The following is a 14,685-nucleotide window of genomic DNA, read 5'->3' on the forward strand; positions in this document are numbered from 1 at the left end:
GTGGACGAGCCGCCTCCCGCAGGGAGGTCGGCCGATGAAGGTCGGGCTGGACGTCGGAGGCACCAAGACCGACGCGGTCGCGGTCGATGCCGCCGGCGCCATCGCCGGACGGGTGCGGATGGCGACAGGATGGGGCCCGGATGCCGTGGCCCAGACCGTCGTGGACGCGGTGCGCGCACTCGGCTCCGAGGCGGGCATCGACCTGTCGGCGGTGCGGTCGGTGGGTGTCGGCATCCCCGGTCAGATCGAGCCGGGGACCGGACGCGTCGTGCACGCCGTGAACCTGGGCGTGGAGGAGCTCGACCTCGCGGCGGCGGTCGCCCCGCAGCTGGGCGTGCCGGTGCAGGTCGAGAACGACGTGAAGGCGGCCGCGCTGGGCGCGCATGCGCTGCACGCCGTCGCCGGCCGGTCGCAGGGCTCGATGGCCTACCTCAACCTCGGCACCGGGATCGCCGCCGGCATCGTGACGAACGGTCACCTGTGGCGCGGTGCCCGTGGCACGGCCGGCGAGGTCGGACACATCTCGGTCGACCCCAACGGACCCCTGTGCCGCTGCGGCCAGCGCGGCTGCATCGAGGCCTTCGCCGGCGGCGGCGCCATCGCCGAGCGGTGGGCGCAGCGCTCCGCACTCCCGGTGCGCGACGTGTTCGACGCGGCCGATGCCGGCGATCCCGCCGCGCGGCAGCTTCGCGCGGGCCTGGCCCGTGGCGTCGCCTCGGCGATCCGGGTACTGGTGCTGACCGCGGACGTCGATATCGTGGTGCTCGGAGGGGGTGTGACGGCCTTGGGCGATCGACTGATGACGGATGTCGCAGCCGAGCTGTCGGCCAGTGCCGAGGCATCCCCCTTCATGCGCTCACTGCACCTGACGCAGCGCGTCGAGCTGCTGCCGCCGGGCTCGCCGGCCGCCGCTCTCGGCGCCGCCATCGTCGGAGCGCAGGGAGACGCCACACACGACACCGAGGAGGCATTGGTTCATGGCTGAGATCGTCATCGTCCGAGACAAGGCGGCGGCGGGCGCGCTGGTCGCCGACCACATCGCGCAGCTGCTCCGCTCGAACCCCGAGACCGTTCTCGGGCTCGCGACCGGGTCCACGCCGCTGCCGGTCTACGAGGCGCTGCGTTCGAGGCTGGACGACGTCGACGTGTCGCGCGTGCGCGGCTTCGCGCTCGACGAGTACGTCGGCATCGATCCCGCCCACCCCGAGAGCTACCGCTCCGTCATCACGCGCGAGGTCGTCGAGCCGCTGGGCCTGAACCCCGCACTCATCCGCACGCCGGACGGCTCGCCCGAGGGCATCGAGCACCACGGTGAGGAGTACGACGAGGCGATCCTCGACGCCGGCGGCATCGACCTGCAGATCCTCGGGATCGGCACCGACGGCCACATCGGCTTCAACGAGCCGGGCTCGTCGTTCGCCTCGATCACGCGCGTGAAGACCCTGACCGAGCAGACCCGTCAGGACAACGCGCGCTTCTTCGACTCGATCGAGGACGTGCCGATGCACTGCATCACGCAGGGCCTCGGCACGATCCTGCGCGCGCGTCACCTCGTGCTGCTCGCGTTCGGCGAGGGCAAGGCGGCGGCCGTCGCCGGTGCGGTCGAGGGGCCGGTGTCGGCATCCCTTCCGGGCTCCGCCATCCAGCTGCACCCGCACGCCACCATCGTGGTCGACGAGGCGGCGGCGTCCCAGCTGACCCGTGCCGACTACTACCGCTACGCGTTCGACAACAAGCCCGACTGGCAGGGCATCTGAGTCCTATGCTGACGGCATGACACAGCCGTCGCAGACGCCGGCGGCGGGGGATGGCGCATCCTCCGCCGCCGTTTCGTACGCCGCCGCCTCCGACCTCCGCGATGCCCGCACGACCTGGATCCTCGGCGGCTCGCTGCTCATCGCGAACGCCGTCCTCGTGCTGGCCGCGAACGGGTACCCGCTGCAGGTCATTCCTGGTCTGAGCTTCGTCTTGAACGGGCTGTGGGCGGCGGCGCTCCTCGTGTTCGCGTTCGGGGTGCGGGGCCGCGGCAGCGTCGTAGCACGTCGGCCGCTCGGGGTGATCGCACTCGTGATCGCCGCGCTCGTGCCGTTCGCGTCCATCGCGCTGTCGGCCATGCTTCCCGTCAGCGGCTGGGACGAGGCTGTGTCCTCCATGGTCTGGTACGCCGTGACCGTGCTGTCGCTGGCGTCGTTGCTCGTGGCGGCCGTCGTGATCGGCCGGGCCGGAGCGGTGCCGTACCGGCTTCGCTGGGTGCCGCTCGTCGCGCTCGCCGTCGGCGCCGGTGCACAGGTCGTCGCGCAGCTGTTCCTGGTCACGGTCCAGGGCACCATGGTGCGCCCCGACATCACGGCGCTGGTGTTCGGCACCGCGATGATCGGCACGCTCGGCGTGCTGCTGCTCGGCATCCTGGCGATCGTGTTCGCCCCGCGTGAGGAGCCGCGGCCGGCAGCGCCCACGCAGGTCTACCCGCCCGCCTCCTGAGGCGCAGGGGGAGCGGATGCCGCGCCTCAGCGCGCGAAGACCTTGCCGGGGTTGAGGATCCCCTGCGGGTCGAACACGCGGGTGATCCGGCGCTGCAGCTCCCACTGGTCGTCGCCGAGCTCGTCGGTGAGCCACCGGCGCTTGAGCACGCCCACACCGTGCTCGCCGGTGAGCGTTCCGCCCAGGCGCAGCGCCGCGCGGAACAGGTCGTCGGCGGCGCGCCAGATGTATTCCGGGGCCTCGACGACGCCGAACTCGTCGGGTTCGCCGTCGAAGATGAAGTTCGGGTGCAGGTTGCCGTCGCCGGCATGCGCGACCGTGGGGATGACGATGCCGTGGTCGCGCTCGACGCGGGCGATCTCGTCGAACATCGCGGGCAGGGCGCTGCGGGGGACCGACACGTCCTCGATGAGGGCGGTGCCGAGCGTCTCCATCGCGGGGTGCATGGAGCGGCGGATCGCGAGCAGCCGCTCGCCCTCCTCGCGATCGTGCGAGACGGCCACGGTGCCGCCCGACGCGCGCAGCACCGCCGCGATCGCATCGGCCTCGGTGACCGCTGCAGGGCCGTCGGTCTGGATGGTCAGCTGCGCCGCGCCCGGTGTGGGGGCGTCGAGCGACAGCAGGCTGTGGACGGCCGCGAGGGAGGCGGCATCCATCAGCTCCATGATCGCGGGCTGCACTCCCGAGGCCGTCACCGCCGCGGAGGCCGACGCCGCGGTGCGCACGTCCGGGAAGGTCGCCGCGATCGTGCACACCTCGCCGGGCACCAGGCGCCGCAGCTTGAGCGTGGCGCCGACGACGACGCCCAGGGTGCCCTCCGAGCCGATGACGAGCGACGTCAGGTCGAGACCGGTCACGCCCTTGACGGTGCGATGCCCGAGGTGCAGGAGCCGGCCGTCGGCGAGGACGAGATCGACGCCGAGCACCGCGTCGCGCACGACGCCGTACTTTGCGCACAGCAGGCCGCCCGCGCCGGTGGCGATGTTGCCCCCGACGGTCGAGATCGCCCGGCTGGCGGGATCCGGCGCCCACCACAGGCCGTACTCGGCGAGCTGGGCGTTCAGGTCGGCGTTGAGGATGCCGGGTTCGACCACCGCGAGCAGGTCGTCCGGACGCACCTCGAGGACGCGGTCCATGCCGCGCACCGAGAGCGCGATCTCGCCGTGGCCCGCGTTCGCGCCGCCTGCGAGGCCGGTGCCGGCGCCGCGCGTGACGACCGGCGTGCCGGTGCGGCTGGCGATGCGCAGGGTCTCCTGGACGTCCTCGACGCGCTTCGCGTGCACGACGGCGAGAGGCTGGCCGGATGCCGCGTGCCCCGACTTGTCGGCGCGGGCGGCGGCGAGCGCGGCCGGCGTGGTGTCGACGCGGTCGCCGAGCGCTGCGCGCAGCAGGGCGAGCGCGTCCGCTCCGGACGTCACGACAGGCGCCGGCGGCCGGCGATCACGCCCGCGGTGACCGCGACGACGCCGAAGGCGAGCCCGATCCAGGCGTTGCCCATCATCCACCACGCGACCGTGGCGGACGCGTAGACGAGCAGCTCGACGATGGCGCGGATGAACGGGTGCACGGCGAAGACGGCGCGCGGCGACACGAATAGGGCCCAGACGACGATCGCCGCGGCGGGGGCGCCGATGCCGGCCACGATGTTCCACGGGAACGGCCACATCGTGAAGCCCCACAGCGCGAGCGTGCCGAACGCGAAGATCTCGCACAGGAACGCGATGATGTCGACGGCCGAGAGCGGCGCGCGCATCCCGGGGGCCATGTCGCCCTGCGGCGCGTCCTTGCTGGAGGGCGCGGGCGGGACGTTGGGCATGTCGGACATGGCTTCCAGTCTACGTGGGGGGAATGCCGTGGCCTCGGCCACGGCCCCGGCAGCCGCCGTCGCGTGCGGAACCCCCTGGGGGCGTCGGGGGTCAGAGCTGCGCGGGGCTCACCGGGGTCGCGCCGTCCGTCGGCGAGTCTGCGGCGTCGGCGGACGCTCTCGTCTTCGTCGCGGCCGGCGCTTCGCGGCCGAGCCCCTGCGGCGGGTCGACGGATCCCTTGTCGTTCCCGTTCCCGTTTCCGTTTCCGTTTCCGTTCCCGTTCCCGTTCCCGTTCCCGGTGGTGCCGCCATTGCCGGCACCGGTGCCGTTGGTGGGGGTGCCGTTGCCGGTGGCGCCTCCGTTGCCGGTCACCCCGCCGTTGCCGTTGCCTCTCCCGTTCGTCGGAGTGCCGTTGCCGTTGCCCGTCGTGGTGTCCGGTGCGCCGGCGTCGCTCGCCGAACCGGTGTCGGCGGTTCCGCTCGACGATCCACCGGCGTTGCGCGTCGCTCCAGTCGCATTGCCGTTCCCGCCCTTCGCCGCGCCCGTACCGCCGGTCGCGGCGGTGGGCGATGTCGGTGTGACACCGGCTGCGCCGGGTGCCGCGGCATCTTCGCCGGTCGTGCCCACGACGGGAACGTCCGCCGGTCCGGGCCCGGCGGGCGGAAGACCCAGCGCAGGATCGTCGGCATCCGATCCGGGAACGAGCGCCGGCGCGACCGGGGCGACATCCGTCACGACCTGCTGCGTCGGTGCCGGTGCCGGTGCCGGTGCCGGTTCCGGTGCGAGCGTGGGGAGCGAAACGGTCGCGGCGACCACGCCGCCGACGATCAGTCCGGCCGCCGCGAGACCGGACGCGGCGCCGAGTCCGGCCACCGCCGACCCGCCGGCCACCCCGGACGATGCGACAGCAGTGGCGGCGACGGTGCCGACGGTCGTCGCTCCCGCCGTCGTGCTCGCTGCCGCGGCGCCGGCGCCGATCCCCGTTCCGGCCGTGGTGCTCGCCGCCGCCCCGGTACCGGCGACGCTGCTCGCCGCTGCGCCGCCACCCGCTGTCGCGCCTGCCATGCCGCCGCCGGGGACGACGCTCACGGCGCCCGGAGTCACGCTCGAGGGCATCGCGGCGAGGGCTGCCAACGGGGCACCGCCACCCTGGAGCGTGGCGAGGTAGCTCGCTGATCCGACCGCACCCAGCGCGAGCGGGAGCAGCACGAGTGCGAGCCGGCTCGAGACCTCCCGCGCCTCGCTCGCGACGATCGCGCAGCCCACGCACTCCGCAAGGTGACGGTCGATCTTGGCATCGTCACGGCGACCGAGGTTGTGGCGTGAGTACGCACCGAGCCGCTCGATCGTCCATTGGCACTCGGAGCCGTCCGCCACGGCGCGCAGATGCGCCTGGATCCACGCCTCGCGCAGGCCCTCCCGGGCACGGAAGGTCAGCTGCGCGACGGCGGTGGCCTTCATGCCGAGCAGCGGGGCGATCTCGGAGGGCTTCATCTGCTCGATCTCGGAGTACCACAGCACTTCCTGCCACCGCGTCGGCAGACTGCGGAAGGCCCGGTGGGTGAGGCCGCGATCCAGCGCCGCCTCGCTGGCGTGCGCGTCGGACTCCGGGTCCTCGACGCCGTCGAGTTCCTCGTATGCGGTCTCGCGCCGGGCGCGTCCCCAAGCAGCCGCAGTGTTGCGGATGCTCGTGAACAGATACGCGCGGAACGATCCGGTCGGCCCGCCGCCTCCGACGATCGCCTGGTAGATCCGGGTGAACGCCTCTTGCACCAGGTCGTCCGGGTCCAGACTCGAGGTCAGGTTCCGGGCAACGGTGACTCCGGCGCGGTAGTGGCGCCGCCACAGCTCGCCGAAGGCACTGCGGTCGCCCGCTCGCGTCCGCACCACGAGGTCGGCGTCGGCCAGAGCCGACGGATCGGGCGCGCGCACCTCGTCGTCGTCCATGTACGCACCCCCAGCCCCAGGCATCCGCTGTGCGGCGTGAATCCGACGCGACGCCCCAGCGCGTCGCGATGGTGTCCATTGTCGTCGCGCGGAGGCGGTTTCGCCAGCGGCCCCGCACGGGTCCCCCTCTTCAGCCCTCGGTACAGGAGATTGCCCGCCGAACTCGCGTAATAGTTTCGCCGCCCGCTCGTCTCTCTAGTCAGAGTGGCAGGTCGCGAGCGCGTGGGGCCGACTGCGACCGCCCCCGCGGATCACCGCGGAATAGGCGGGGCTCGGAAGGATCTCGGGGGAGGGACTTCCGGCCCCGCCTTCATCTGTCCTGAGGCGGCGACGTCGAGTGGCGCCCGGCGTCAGATCGGCGCGCCGGCCACCCAGACGCGGCTGACGGCGAGACCGCCGTCGAGCAGCACCGCGTCGGCGGACGAGCCGACGTCGAGCCGGCCCAGATCGGCGCGCCCGATCGCGCGGGCGGGCGTCTCGGTCGCGGCGCGCACGGCATCGGCCAGAGGTACGCCCACGCCCGCCAGATTGCGGACCGCGGCGTCCTGGGTGAGCGTCGACCCGGCGATCGAATCCCCTTCGACCAGGCGTGCGACGCCGTTCACCACCTGCACTGCGAGTCCGCCCAGTTCGTAGCGTCCGTCCTGCGAGCCGGCGGCGGCCATGGCGTCGGTGATGAGCGCGATGCGGTCGCCCTGCGCCGCGAACAGCGTCGCGATCAGCTCCAGGTCGACGTGCACGCCGTCGGCGATGATCTCGAGCGTGACGCGCTCGTCGCGCAGTGCGGCGATGACCGGTCCAGGGGCGCGGTGGAGGATGCCGGGCATGGCGTTGAACGCGTGGGTGAGCAGCGTCGCGCCGGCGTCGAACGCGCGACGCGCGGTGTCGGCATCCGCGTTCGTGTGCCCGACCGCCACGGCCACGCCCGCCTCGACGAAGCGGCGGATGGCGTCGAACGCGCCCGGCCGCTCGGGTGCGAGGGTGACCTGCCGGATCGTGCCGCGGCCGGCCTCGAGCAGGCGGTCCACGGATGCCGCGTCCGGCGCCCGCAGCAGCGACTCGGTGTGCGCGCCCTTGTGACCGGGGTCCAGGAACGGGCCCTCGAGGTGCGAGCCGAGGATCGTCGGGTCCGATTCGGTCAGGTCTGCGACCATCGCCACGCGTGCGGCGAGGTCGTCGATGGGTGCGGTGATGAGCGAGAGCACGGCGCGGGTCGTGCCGTGGGCGCGATGGACGGCGCGGCCGGCGCGGATCGCCTCGAGACCGTCGTCGAAGCTCGCGCCGCCCCCGCCGTGGCCGTGGATGTCGACGAACCCGGGGACGAGGCATCCGCCCCCGCCGTCGATCCGCTCGTCGGCCGCGGGGAGCTTTCCGCCCACGCCGGCCGCGGTCACGCGACCGCCGTCGAACAGCGCCCACGCGTCCGCGCGGTCGGAGTCGACCCCTGCGGAGCCGAACAGGCGGACGGCGTGGACGAGTGTGCTCATGCGGTGCTCCGTGCTTACTCGGTGGCCCAGGGGATCTCTTCGGACGGGTGGAAGCCGATGCCCATGCTGGTCCACAGCGGGCCGAGGGTGCCGACGCGCTCGCGGAACGACGCCCACGTGCGCAGCTCGCTCTGCCCGGTGGCGGGCGACCAGGCGGCCTCGGCCGCGGCGGCGATGCGCGGGAAGACCATCGTGTCGATGTCGGCGGCGGTGCGGATCGTCTCGGTCCACAGCGGCGCCTCGACGCCGAGGATGCCGGTGTCGTCGACGCCCGGCACAACGTCGGCGGGCTCCCACGAGTAGGCGCGTTCGACGCTGGTCGGGCCGTTCGCCCACGTGAGGCCGAGCTCGGGTCCGGTGGGGTACTTCATGTCGAGGTAGATGGCGTCGGCGGGGGAGAGGATCAGCTGTGCGCCGTTGTCGACGAACGTGCGCGCCTTCTCGGCCGTGCCCTCCTGCGGCGTCATGAAGCCCCAGTACTGGCCGACGGTGGTGTCGGCGATGGTGGTCGCCGCGCCCGCCTCGTGCCAGGCCACCGGCGTCTTGCCGAGGTCGGCGATGATGGCGCTGGCGCGGGTGACGAAGGTCGCGAAGTCCTCGTCGCTGGTGGCCAGCGACTCGTCGCCGCCGAAGTGCAGGTACGGCCCCGGGGTCATCGCCGCGAGCTCGCCGAACACGTCGGCGACGAAGTCGTACGTCGCCTCGTCGTCGATCTTCAGCGACGAGAAGCCGACGGCCATGCCGTCGAAGGGCTCACCGGCGACAGGCTCTTCGCCGCCGTACTCGGTGAGGACCGCGCGCATGTGCTCGCTGATGACCGGCGCCTCGGTGATCTCGGGGTAGGCGAGGCCGACCGCGTGGGTGTGGCCGGGCATGTCGATCTCGGGCACCACGATCATGTGACGGGATGCCGCGTACTCGACGATCTCGCGGTAGTCGTCCTTCGTGTAGAACCCGCCAGGGTCGCCGCCGACCGAGATGGAGCCGGCGACCTCGGTGAGCTCGGGGCGCGAGTCGAGCTGGATGCGCCAGCCCTGGTCGTCGGTGAGGTGCAGGTGCAGCGCGTTCATCTTGAGCGACGCGGCGTGGTCGATGTACGCCTTCACCGTGTCGACGCCGTGGAAGTGGCGGGCGACGTCGAGCATGACGCCGCGATACGCGAAGCGCGGGGCATCCTCGATGGTGACGGCGGGCACGCTCCACGCGTCGCCGTCGCGGGCGATCAGCTGGCCGAGCGTCTGGACGCCGTAGAACAGGCCCGCAGCGTCGGCTCCGGTGACGACGACGGATGCCTCGTCCACCGCGATCCGGTACGACTCAGGCGCCCCGCCGGCCTCGACGCGCAGGTCGATGTCGGCGCCGTCCGAGGCCGCGGCCGGCGTGAGGCCGGTGCGAGCCGTGAGGATCGCGGTGAGGGCGGCGGCGGCATCCGCGTCTCCGGCGATCGTCGTGGCGGACGTGAGCCGGAACGGCGCACCGGAGCCCGCCTCGATCGAGGCGGGCGCGGGGACGACGGCGGGAAGCGACACGGTGTCTCCATTCTGTGCGACCGGGACGCACCCGGCCAGCAGCGCAACGACGAGGAGCGCTGCTGCAGCAGCCCGTCCGCGTCGACGAATCATCATGTAAAGAGTCCTAACAAAAGGAGTGGCACCAGCCTACCGGTCCCGCCCGCGCCCCCGCATCGTTCGCTCACGCCACGTGCGCATGACACACGGCTTCGGCTGCGAGGGCCGCGTCCGTTATGCTCGGGGTGTCGCGACTGGCGTTGAGGTGGGACACCACCGGGAAGCGACCGACAAACGGCATTCGACCGCACGCCTGGGCCGATGTGGGACCTTCTATCCGAAAGCCGTGAGTCTGGAGATCGTATGACCGATCAGTTCTTCAACGCCCCCCTCGCCGAGGTCGACCCCGAGATCGCGCAGGTGCTCGATCGCGAGCTGGACCGCCAGCGCGGTTACCTCGAAATGATCGCCTCCGAGAACTTCGTTCCCGTCTCGGTGCTGCAGTCGCAGGGCTCGGTGCTGACCAACAAGTACGCCGAGGGCTACCCGGGCCGCCGCTACTACGGCGGCTGCGAAGAGGTGGACGTCGCCGAGGAGCTCGCCATCCAGCGCGCGAAGGCGCTGTTCGGCGCGGAGTTCGCCAACGTCCAGCCGCACTCGGGCGCCACGGCCAACGCCGCAGTGCTGCACGCCATCGCCCGCCCCGGCGACACGCTGCTCGGTCTCTCGCTCGACCAGGGCGGACACCTCACGCACGGCATGAAGATCAACTTCTCGGGCCGGCTCTACAACATCGTCGCCTACGGCGTCGACCCCGAGACGAGCCTCGTCGACATGGACGAGGTGCGTCGCCTGGCCATCGAGCACCAGCCGAAGGTCATCATCGCCGGCTGGTCGGCCTACCCGCGCCAGCTCGACTTCGCGAAGTTCCGCGAGATCGCCGACGAGGTCGGTGCGCTGCTGTGGGTCGACATGGCGCACTTCGCCGGCCTCGTCGCCGCGGGCCTGCACCCGAACCCGGTGCCGCACGCGCACGTCGTGTCCTCGACCGTGCACAAGACCATCGGCGGCCCCCGCTCGGGCTTCATCCTCACCAACGACGCCGACATCGCCAAGAAGATCAACAGCGCGGTGTTCCCGGGGCAGCAGGGCGGCCCGCTCATGCACGTGATCGCGGCGAAGGCGACCGCGTTCAAGCTCGCCGCGACGCCCGAGTTCAAGGAGCGCCAGGAGCGGGTGCTGCGCGGCGCGCACATCATCGCCGAGCGCCTCTCGCAGCAGGACGTGAAGGATGCCGGCATCGCGGTCCGCTCCGGCGGCACCGACGTGCACCTCGTGCTGGTCGACCTGCGCGACGCCGAGATCGACGGCAAGCAGGCAGAGGACCTCCTGCACGAGATCCACATCACGGTCAACCGCAACGCCGTCCCGAACGACCCGCGCCCGCCGATGGTCACCTCGGGTCTGCGCATCGGCACGCCGGCGCTCGCGACCCGCGGCTTCGGCGACGCCGAGTTCACCGAGGTCGCCGACGTCATCGCGCTGGCCCTGCAGCCGGGTGCCGACGTCGAGGCACTGCGCCTGCGCGTGGCGGCGCTCACGGCGGCCTTCCCGCTGTACCCCGACTTCCGCCACTGAGCGCACGCGCCGCCTCCAGGGGCGGCGCTGCCGACACCACTTCCGACGAGGATGCCGCGGCTCGACGCCGGGCCGCGGCATCCGCTCGAACCCGCTGCCGTCGGCGACGGGAGCACACGGGATCGGGCGAAGCCAACGAAGGAGCGGACATGACCGCACAGAGACTGGACGGCCGCGCAGCCGCGGCCCAGATCAAGGACGAGCTGCGCGAGCGCGTCGCCGCACTGCGGGCGCGGGGGATCGTGCCCGGCATCGCGACGGTGCTCGTGGGCGCCGACCCGGCGTCGCAGCTGTACGTCGGCATGAAGCACCGCGAGTCCGAGGCGATCGGCATGAACTCGATCCAGGTCGAGCTGCCCGCCGAGGCCACGCAGGAGGAGGTCGAGGCGGTCATCGATGGCCTCAACGCCGATCCGGCATGCCACGGCTACATCGTGCAGCTTCCGCTGCCGAAGCACCTCGACACCGACGCGGTCCTCGAGTGCATCGACCCCGCGAAGGACGCCGACGGCCTGCACCCGACCAACCTGGGCCGGCTCGTGCTGAACGTCAACGGCCCGATCACGACGCCGCTGCCGTGCACGCCGCGCGGGGTCATCGAGCTGCTGCTGCGCAACGACTACGACCTCAAGGGCAAGGATGTCGTGGTCGTCGGCCGCGGCGTCACGATCGGCCGCTCGATCGGGCTGCTGCTCACGCGCCGCGAGATCAACGCCACCGTGACCCTCACCCACACCGGAACGGCCGACCTCGCGCACCACCTGCGCCAGGCCGACGTGATCGTGGCGGCGGCGGGCGTCAAGCACATCGTGCGCGCCGAGGACGTCAAACCCGGCGCAGCTGTGCTCGACGTCGGCGTCACGCGCGAGGACGACCCCGAGACGGGCAAGAGCAAGGTGTTCGGCGACGTGCACCCGGACGTCGCCGAGGTCGCGGGCTTCGTGTCGCCCAACCCCGGCGGTGTCGGCCCGATGACGGTCGCGCTCCTCATGACGAACGTCGTCGAGGCTGCCGAGCGCGCCGCGGGCTGAGGCATCCGCTCTCCGCCCGCCGCGGATCGGGCGGGCGGCTACCCGGCGGCCAGCAGCGCGTTTGCGGCACGGACGCCCGAGTCGCGCGAGCTGTGGATCGTGCTGGTCGTCATGCCGGCCCAGTAGAGCACGCCGGCGACCGGGTCGGTGAGGCCGGTGCGGCGTGACAACGGGCCGGGATAGGCGCCGCGCGCGAACTCGTCCTTCGACCAGTCGTAGGTCGACGTGTGCACCGGCGTCAGGGCGGGATCGCCCGCGGAGACGCGCACGCTCTCGAGGGCGGCTGCCATGCGCTCGGTCTCGGGGAGGTCGAGCAGCGCCTGCGCGCGGCCTCCCGTCATCCACGACACGACCACCTCGCCGCTGTAGCCGGGCGTGCCGATGGACGCGTTCCACAGGCTCGGCGGGTTCTGCGACATCGTCGCGAGCACGTCCCACGACGGCGCGGCCGGGTGGCTGCTCGGGAGCACCGGGTGCGCGAACTCGAGCAGCCCCTTGAAGACGGACAGGTAGCTGATCTGCTGGATCGCGTCGCGCCGATCCGCAGGCAGCGGCGGGTCGAACGTGATGTCGCCGTGCTTCAGCACCCCGCCGGGCAGGGCGACGACCACGCGCTTGGCCTTGAACGACCCGCGTCCGGTATGCACGTCCACCCGGTTCTTGCCGTATTCGATCGTGTGCACGACGTGCCCGAGCCGCACCGGGATGTCGCGGACGAGCGGCACGAGCACCTGCTTGTAGCCGCCGATGACGCGGTAGTCGCCGTACTCCTCGGGCGGCATGGGGCCTGACAGGCCCTGCAGCTCGAGGGCGTCGGCGACGGCGCCGACGACGAAGCGGGCGGGGAGCACGTCGAACTGCTCGGTGTCGACCTCGATGGCCGCGATCGCGAGAGGGTAGTTCTCCCGGGGGATGCCGGCGCGGTTCAGCCACTGCAGCGCGGTCTCGCCGGGCTGCGCCGCCGGAAGGCCGTTCGGGAATTCCGGCGCGCCGAGCGGGAAGTGGAAGGTCTCGAAGTCGAAGGCCGAGATCCACGGCGTCTGCGGGGTGAGTCGGCCGGTGATGCTCGTCTGCCGGTGGGTCGAGAGCCCCTGTTCGTCGATGAGGCCCCACGTCGACACGTCGGAGCCGTGGACGAGTTCGGCACCGCGTTCGACCGGGATCGACATCGACGTGGTGTCGGTCCACATCCTCCCTCCGATGCGGTCGCGTGCCTCCAGCACGAGGACGCGCCGCCCCGCGTCGGCGAGCACCCGTGCCGCACCGAGTCCGGAGGCGCCGGCGCCGATGACGATGGCGTCCCACATCCGGTTGTCGGCGCCCACGGCCGCGAAGGCGGAGCCGGTGCCGGTGAGCAAGAGGCCGGCCGCTCCGGCCGCACCGAGTCCCAGCAGGGATCGGCGGCTGATCGGCGTGGCGAGGACGGACTGGCGGTCGGACTGCGGATGCATCGTTGCTCCTGACGTCGTCGTCGGTTTCCCCACAACCTAGAGATACGTCAACAGCTCTGTCAACAGTGTTGACTCACGACAGGTGCCGCGAGGTCAGGCCGCGACGAGCGCTTCGCGTGCGCGGGGCGTCACGGACTCGGCATCCGTCGCCCCGAACGAGGCCATGCCGCGCACCCAGCGCTCGCGGGCGGCATCCGCGCGGTGGCGAACCTCCGACAGCCGCGTGACCCCGCGCACCTTGATGCCGCAGTACTCGAGCGTCGCGTTGCGCACAGTGCGGATCGGCGCATCGCGATAGACCCAGGCGTTCCACGCCGACGGCGAGTCCATCGTCATCACGATGCGGGCGGTGCGGCCGCTGAGCAGCTTGTCCCAGAGGCGCCCGGTCGGGCGGTAGCGGTACGCGAAGCCGCGCACGAAGACCCGGTCGATCCACGACTTGAGTGCAGCGGGGACCGATCCCCACCACTGCGGGAAGAAGAACACGAGGTGATCGGCCCAGTCCACGTCGGCGATGTATCCGGCGACGTCCGGTGACAGCGGCACGTCGGCGTCGGTGCGGGGCAGTCGCACCTCGTCGCGCAGGGACGGATGCCCCGGCACCGCGTCGCGGGCGAGGTCGACGACGCGCACGTCGGCGCCGGCGGTCCGTGCCGCATCGACGTACGACTGCGCGAGCGCGTGGTTGAGGCTGCCGGCGAGCGGCGTGCCGATGACGACGAGGATGCGGGGGGCGTTCATGCGGGGATCTCCTCGGGGCGGACGGCGCCGGCGGGTGCCGGCTGCTGCTGGATGAAGGCGGTCAGGGCGGCGAGCTGCGCGTTCAGGCGAGGCGCGTCGATGGGGTCGCCGGCGAGGGCCGGGTGGGTGAGCATCGCGGCGAACTCGCGTTCGAGCACCTCGCCCGCGTCGCGCACGAGCGCGGCGCCCTTCGGGGTGAGGGACAGCAGGATGCTGCGCCCCCCGCCGGGCTGGGACTGCGCGGTGATCCACCCGTCGTCGACGAGGGCGGGCACGCGCTTGCTCACCGCCGCCTTGGTGACGCCGAGGCAGCGGGCGAGCGTCGTCATGTCGGCTGGCTCGACGTCGGAGAGGATCGCGAGGAACTGGAAGTGGTTGAACGTCACGCCCCACCCGGCGCGCAGGGCCGTGTCGGCGTAGGCGTCGAGCTCGGCGATGAGCTCGTGGAGGGTGAAGGTCAAGCGATCGGACACACTGCGAGTAAACCAGTTGACTCATCGTAAGTCAACAGGTTGACATCTGCGGTCGGGCGAATCGGGCGGGGCAGGAGTCGAAGGAGTGCGTGGTCGCCGTCCGCGGGAGCAGAATGTCCTCGA

Annotated in this window: 13 protein-coding genes and 1 riboswitch; of the genes, 5 read left to right on the forward strand and 8 right to left on the reverse strand. The window is 72.2% G+C overall.

Annotated features, from left to right (window positions below; translation table 11 throughout):
• Window positions 1-34 precede the first annotated feature (34 nt).
• The 3 genes from AC1DDU_RS11450 to AC1DDU_RS11460 are packed head-to-tail and all read left to right on the forward strand — an operon-like array spanning window position 35 to window position 2,481.
• Entirely contained in the window at window positions 35-985 is a 951-nt protein-coding gene (locus tag AC1DDU_RS11450; protein WP_477434167.1) for an ROK family protein, read from the forward strand.
• Window positions 978-1,757, forward strand: a complete 780-nt coding sequence (locus tag AC1DDU_RS11455) for a glucosamine-6-phosphate deaminase (RefSeq protein ID WP_477434169.1) — start codon at window positions 978-980, stop codon at window positions 1,755-1,757. Before AC1DDU_RS11450 ends, AC1DDU_RS11455 begins: the two co-directional genes overlap by 8 nt.
• Before the next feature lie 16 nt (window positions 1,758-1,773).
• Window positions 1,774-2,481, forward strand: coding sequence for a hypothetical protein (locus tag AC1DDU_RS11460; RefSeq protein WP_477434171.1), 708 nt, complete (start codon window positions 1,774-1,776; stop codon window positions 2,479-2,481).
• A 26-nt stretch (window positions 2,482-2,507) separates the two neighbouring features.
• Here the strand turns inward: AC1DDU_RS11460 and AC1DDU_RS11465 are convergent, their stop codons facing one another.
• The 5 genes from AC1DDU_RS11465 to AC1DDU_RS11485 all read right to left on the reverse strand — a co-directional run bounded on the left by AC1DDU_RS11465 (window position 2,508) and on the right by AC1DDU_RS11485 (window position 9,249).
• Window positions 2,508-3,899, reverse strand: coding sequence for an FAD-binding oxidoreductase (locus tag AC1DDU_RS11465; protein WP_477434173.1), 1,392 nt, complete (start codon window positions 3,897-3,899; stop codon window positions 2,508-2,510).
• Window positions 3,896-4,306, reverse strand: coding sequence for a YrdB family protein (locus tag AC1DDU_RS11470; protein WP_477434175.1), 411 nt, complete (start codon window positions 4,304-4,306; stop codon window positions 3,896-3,898). Before AC1DDU_RS11470 ends, AC1DDU_RS11465 begins: the two co-directional genes overlap by 4 nt.
• 91 nt (window positions 4,307-4,397) lie before the next feature.
• Window positions 4,398-6,233, reverse strand: coding sequence for a sigma-70 family RNA polymerase sigma factor (locus AC1DDU_RS11475; RefSeq protein ID WP_477434177.1), 1,836 nt, complete (start codon window positions 6,231-6,233; stop codon window positions 4,398-4,400).
• 350 nt (window positions 6,234-6,583) lie between these two features.
• Window positions 6,584-7,720 carry an N-acetylglucosamine-6-phosphate deacetylase gene (gene nagA / locus AC1DDU_RS11480; RefSeq protein WP_477434179.1) on the reverse strand — a complete coding sequence of 379 codons (1,137 nt, stop codon included), beginning with the start codon at window positions 7,718-7,720 and terminating at the stop codon, window positions 6,584-6,586.
• Window positions 7,721-7,734: 14 nt separating this feature from the next.
• Complete coding sequence (locus tag AC1DDU_RS11485; RefSeq protein ID WP_477434181.1) at window positions 7,735-9,249, reverse strand: family 20 glycosylhydrolase; 1,515 nt, start codon at window positions 9,247-9,249, stop codon at window positions 7,735-7,737.
• A gap of 219 nt (window positions 9,250-9,468) precedes the next feature.
• Window positions 9,469-9,554, forward strand: a riboswitch (ZMP/ZTP riboswitch).
• A 37-nt stretch (window positions 9,555-9,591) separates the two neighbouring features.
• Between AC1DDU_RS11485 and glyA the strand changes: the two genes are divergently transcribed.
• Together glyA and AC1DDU_RS11495 are read left to right on the forward strand one after the other, a co-directional pair.
• On the forward strand, window positions 9,592-10,866 hold the full coding sequence (gene glyA, locus AC1DDU_RS11490; protein WP_477434183.1) for a serine hydroxymethyltransferase: 1,275 nt from the start codon (window positions 9,592-9,594) through the stop codon (window positions 10,864-10,866).
• 149 nt (window positions 10,867-11,015) lie between these two features.
• Entirely contained in the window at window positions 11,016-11,897 is an 882-nt protein-coding gene (locus AC1DDU_RS11495) for a bifunctional methylenetetrahydrofolate dehydrogenase/methenyltetrahydrofolate cyclohydrolase (RefSeq protein WP_477434185.1), read from the forward strand.
• Window positions 11,898-11,935: 38 nt separating this feature from the next.
• Here AC1DDU_RS11495 and AC1DDU_RS11500 read toward each other — a convergent pair whose 3' ends face one another.
• The 3 genes from AC1DDU_RS11500 to AC1DDU_RS11510 form a co-directional block, all read right to left on the reverse strand.
• Window positions 11,936-13,348 carry a flavin monoamine oxidase family protein gene (locus AC1DDU_RS11500; protein WP_477434187.1) on the reverse strand — a complete coding sequence of 471 codons (1,413 nt, stop codon included), beginning with the start codon at window positions 13,346-13,348 and terminating at the stop codon, window positions 11,936-11,938.
• 93 nt (window positions 13,349-13,441) lie between these two features.
• The gene (locus AC1DDU_RS11505; protein WP_477434189.1) at window positions 13,442-14,089 is read right to left on the reverse strand and encodes an NAD(P)H-dependent oxidoreductase; all 648 of its coding nucleotides are present in this window, start codon (window positions 14,087-14,089) and stop codon (window positions 13,442-13,444) included.
• Window positions 14,086-14,562, reverse strand: coding sequence for a MarR family winged helix-turn-helix transcriptional regulator (locus AC1DDU_RS11510; protein ID WP_477434191.1), 477 nt, complete (start codon window positions 14,560-14,562; stop codon window positions 14,086-14,088). Before AC1DDU_RS11510 ends, AC1DDU_RS11505 begins: the two co-directional genes overlap by 4 nt.
• Between the last annotated feature and the right edge of the window lie 123 nt (window positions 14,563-14,685).

The organism is Microbacterium sp. 05T445 (assembly GCF_056395865.1).

Coding starts and splice junctions, on each gene's coding strand:
- AC1DDU_RS11460 (WP_477434171.1), top strand. CDS start 1,774: ATGACACAGCCGTCGCAGACGCCGGCGGCGGGGGATGGCGCATCCTCC.
- AC1DDU_RS11500 (WP_477434187.1), bottom strand. CDS start 13,348: ATGCATCCGCAGTCCGACCGCCAGTCCGTCCTCGCCACGCCGATCAGC.
- AC1DDU_RS11470 (WP_477434175.1), bottom strand. CDS start 4,306: ATGTCCGACATGCCCAACGTCCCGCCCGCGCCCTCCAGCAAGGACGCG.
- AC1DDU_RS11450 (WP_477434167.1), top strand. CDS start 35: ATGAAGGTCGGGCTGGACGTCGGAGGCACCAAGACCGACGCGGTCGCG.
- AC1DDU_RS11505 (WP_477434189.1), bottom strand. CDS start 14,089: ATGAACGCCCCCCGCATCCTCGTCGTCATCGGCACGCCGCTCGCCGGC.
- AC1DDU_RS11455 (WP_477434169.1), top strand. CDS start 978: ATGGCTGAGATCGTCATCGTCCGAGACAAGGCGGCGGCGGGCGCGCTG.
- glyA (WP_477434183.1), top strand. CDS start 9,592: ATGACCGATCAGTTCTTCAACGCCCCCCTCGCCGAGGTCGACCCCGAG.
- AC1DDU_RS11475 (WP_477434177.1), bottom strand. CDS start 6,233: ATGGACGACGACGAGGTGCGCGCGCCCGATCCGTCGGCTCTGGCCGAC.
- AC1DDU_RS11495 (WP_477434185.1), top strand. CDS start 11,016: ATGACCGCACAGAGACTGGACGGCCGCGCAGCCGCGGCCCAGATCAAG.
- nagA (WP_477434179.1), bottom strand. CDS start 7,720: ATGAGCACACTCGTCCACGCCGTCCGCCTGTTCGGCTCCGCAGGGGTC.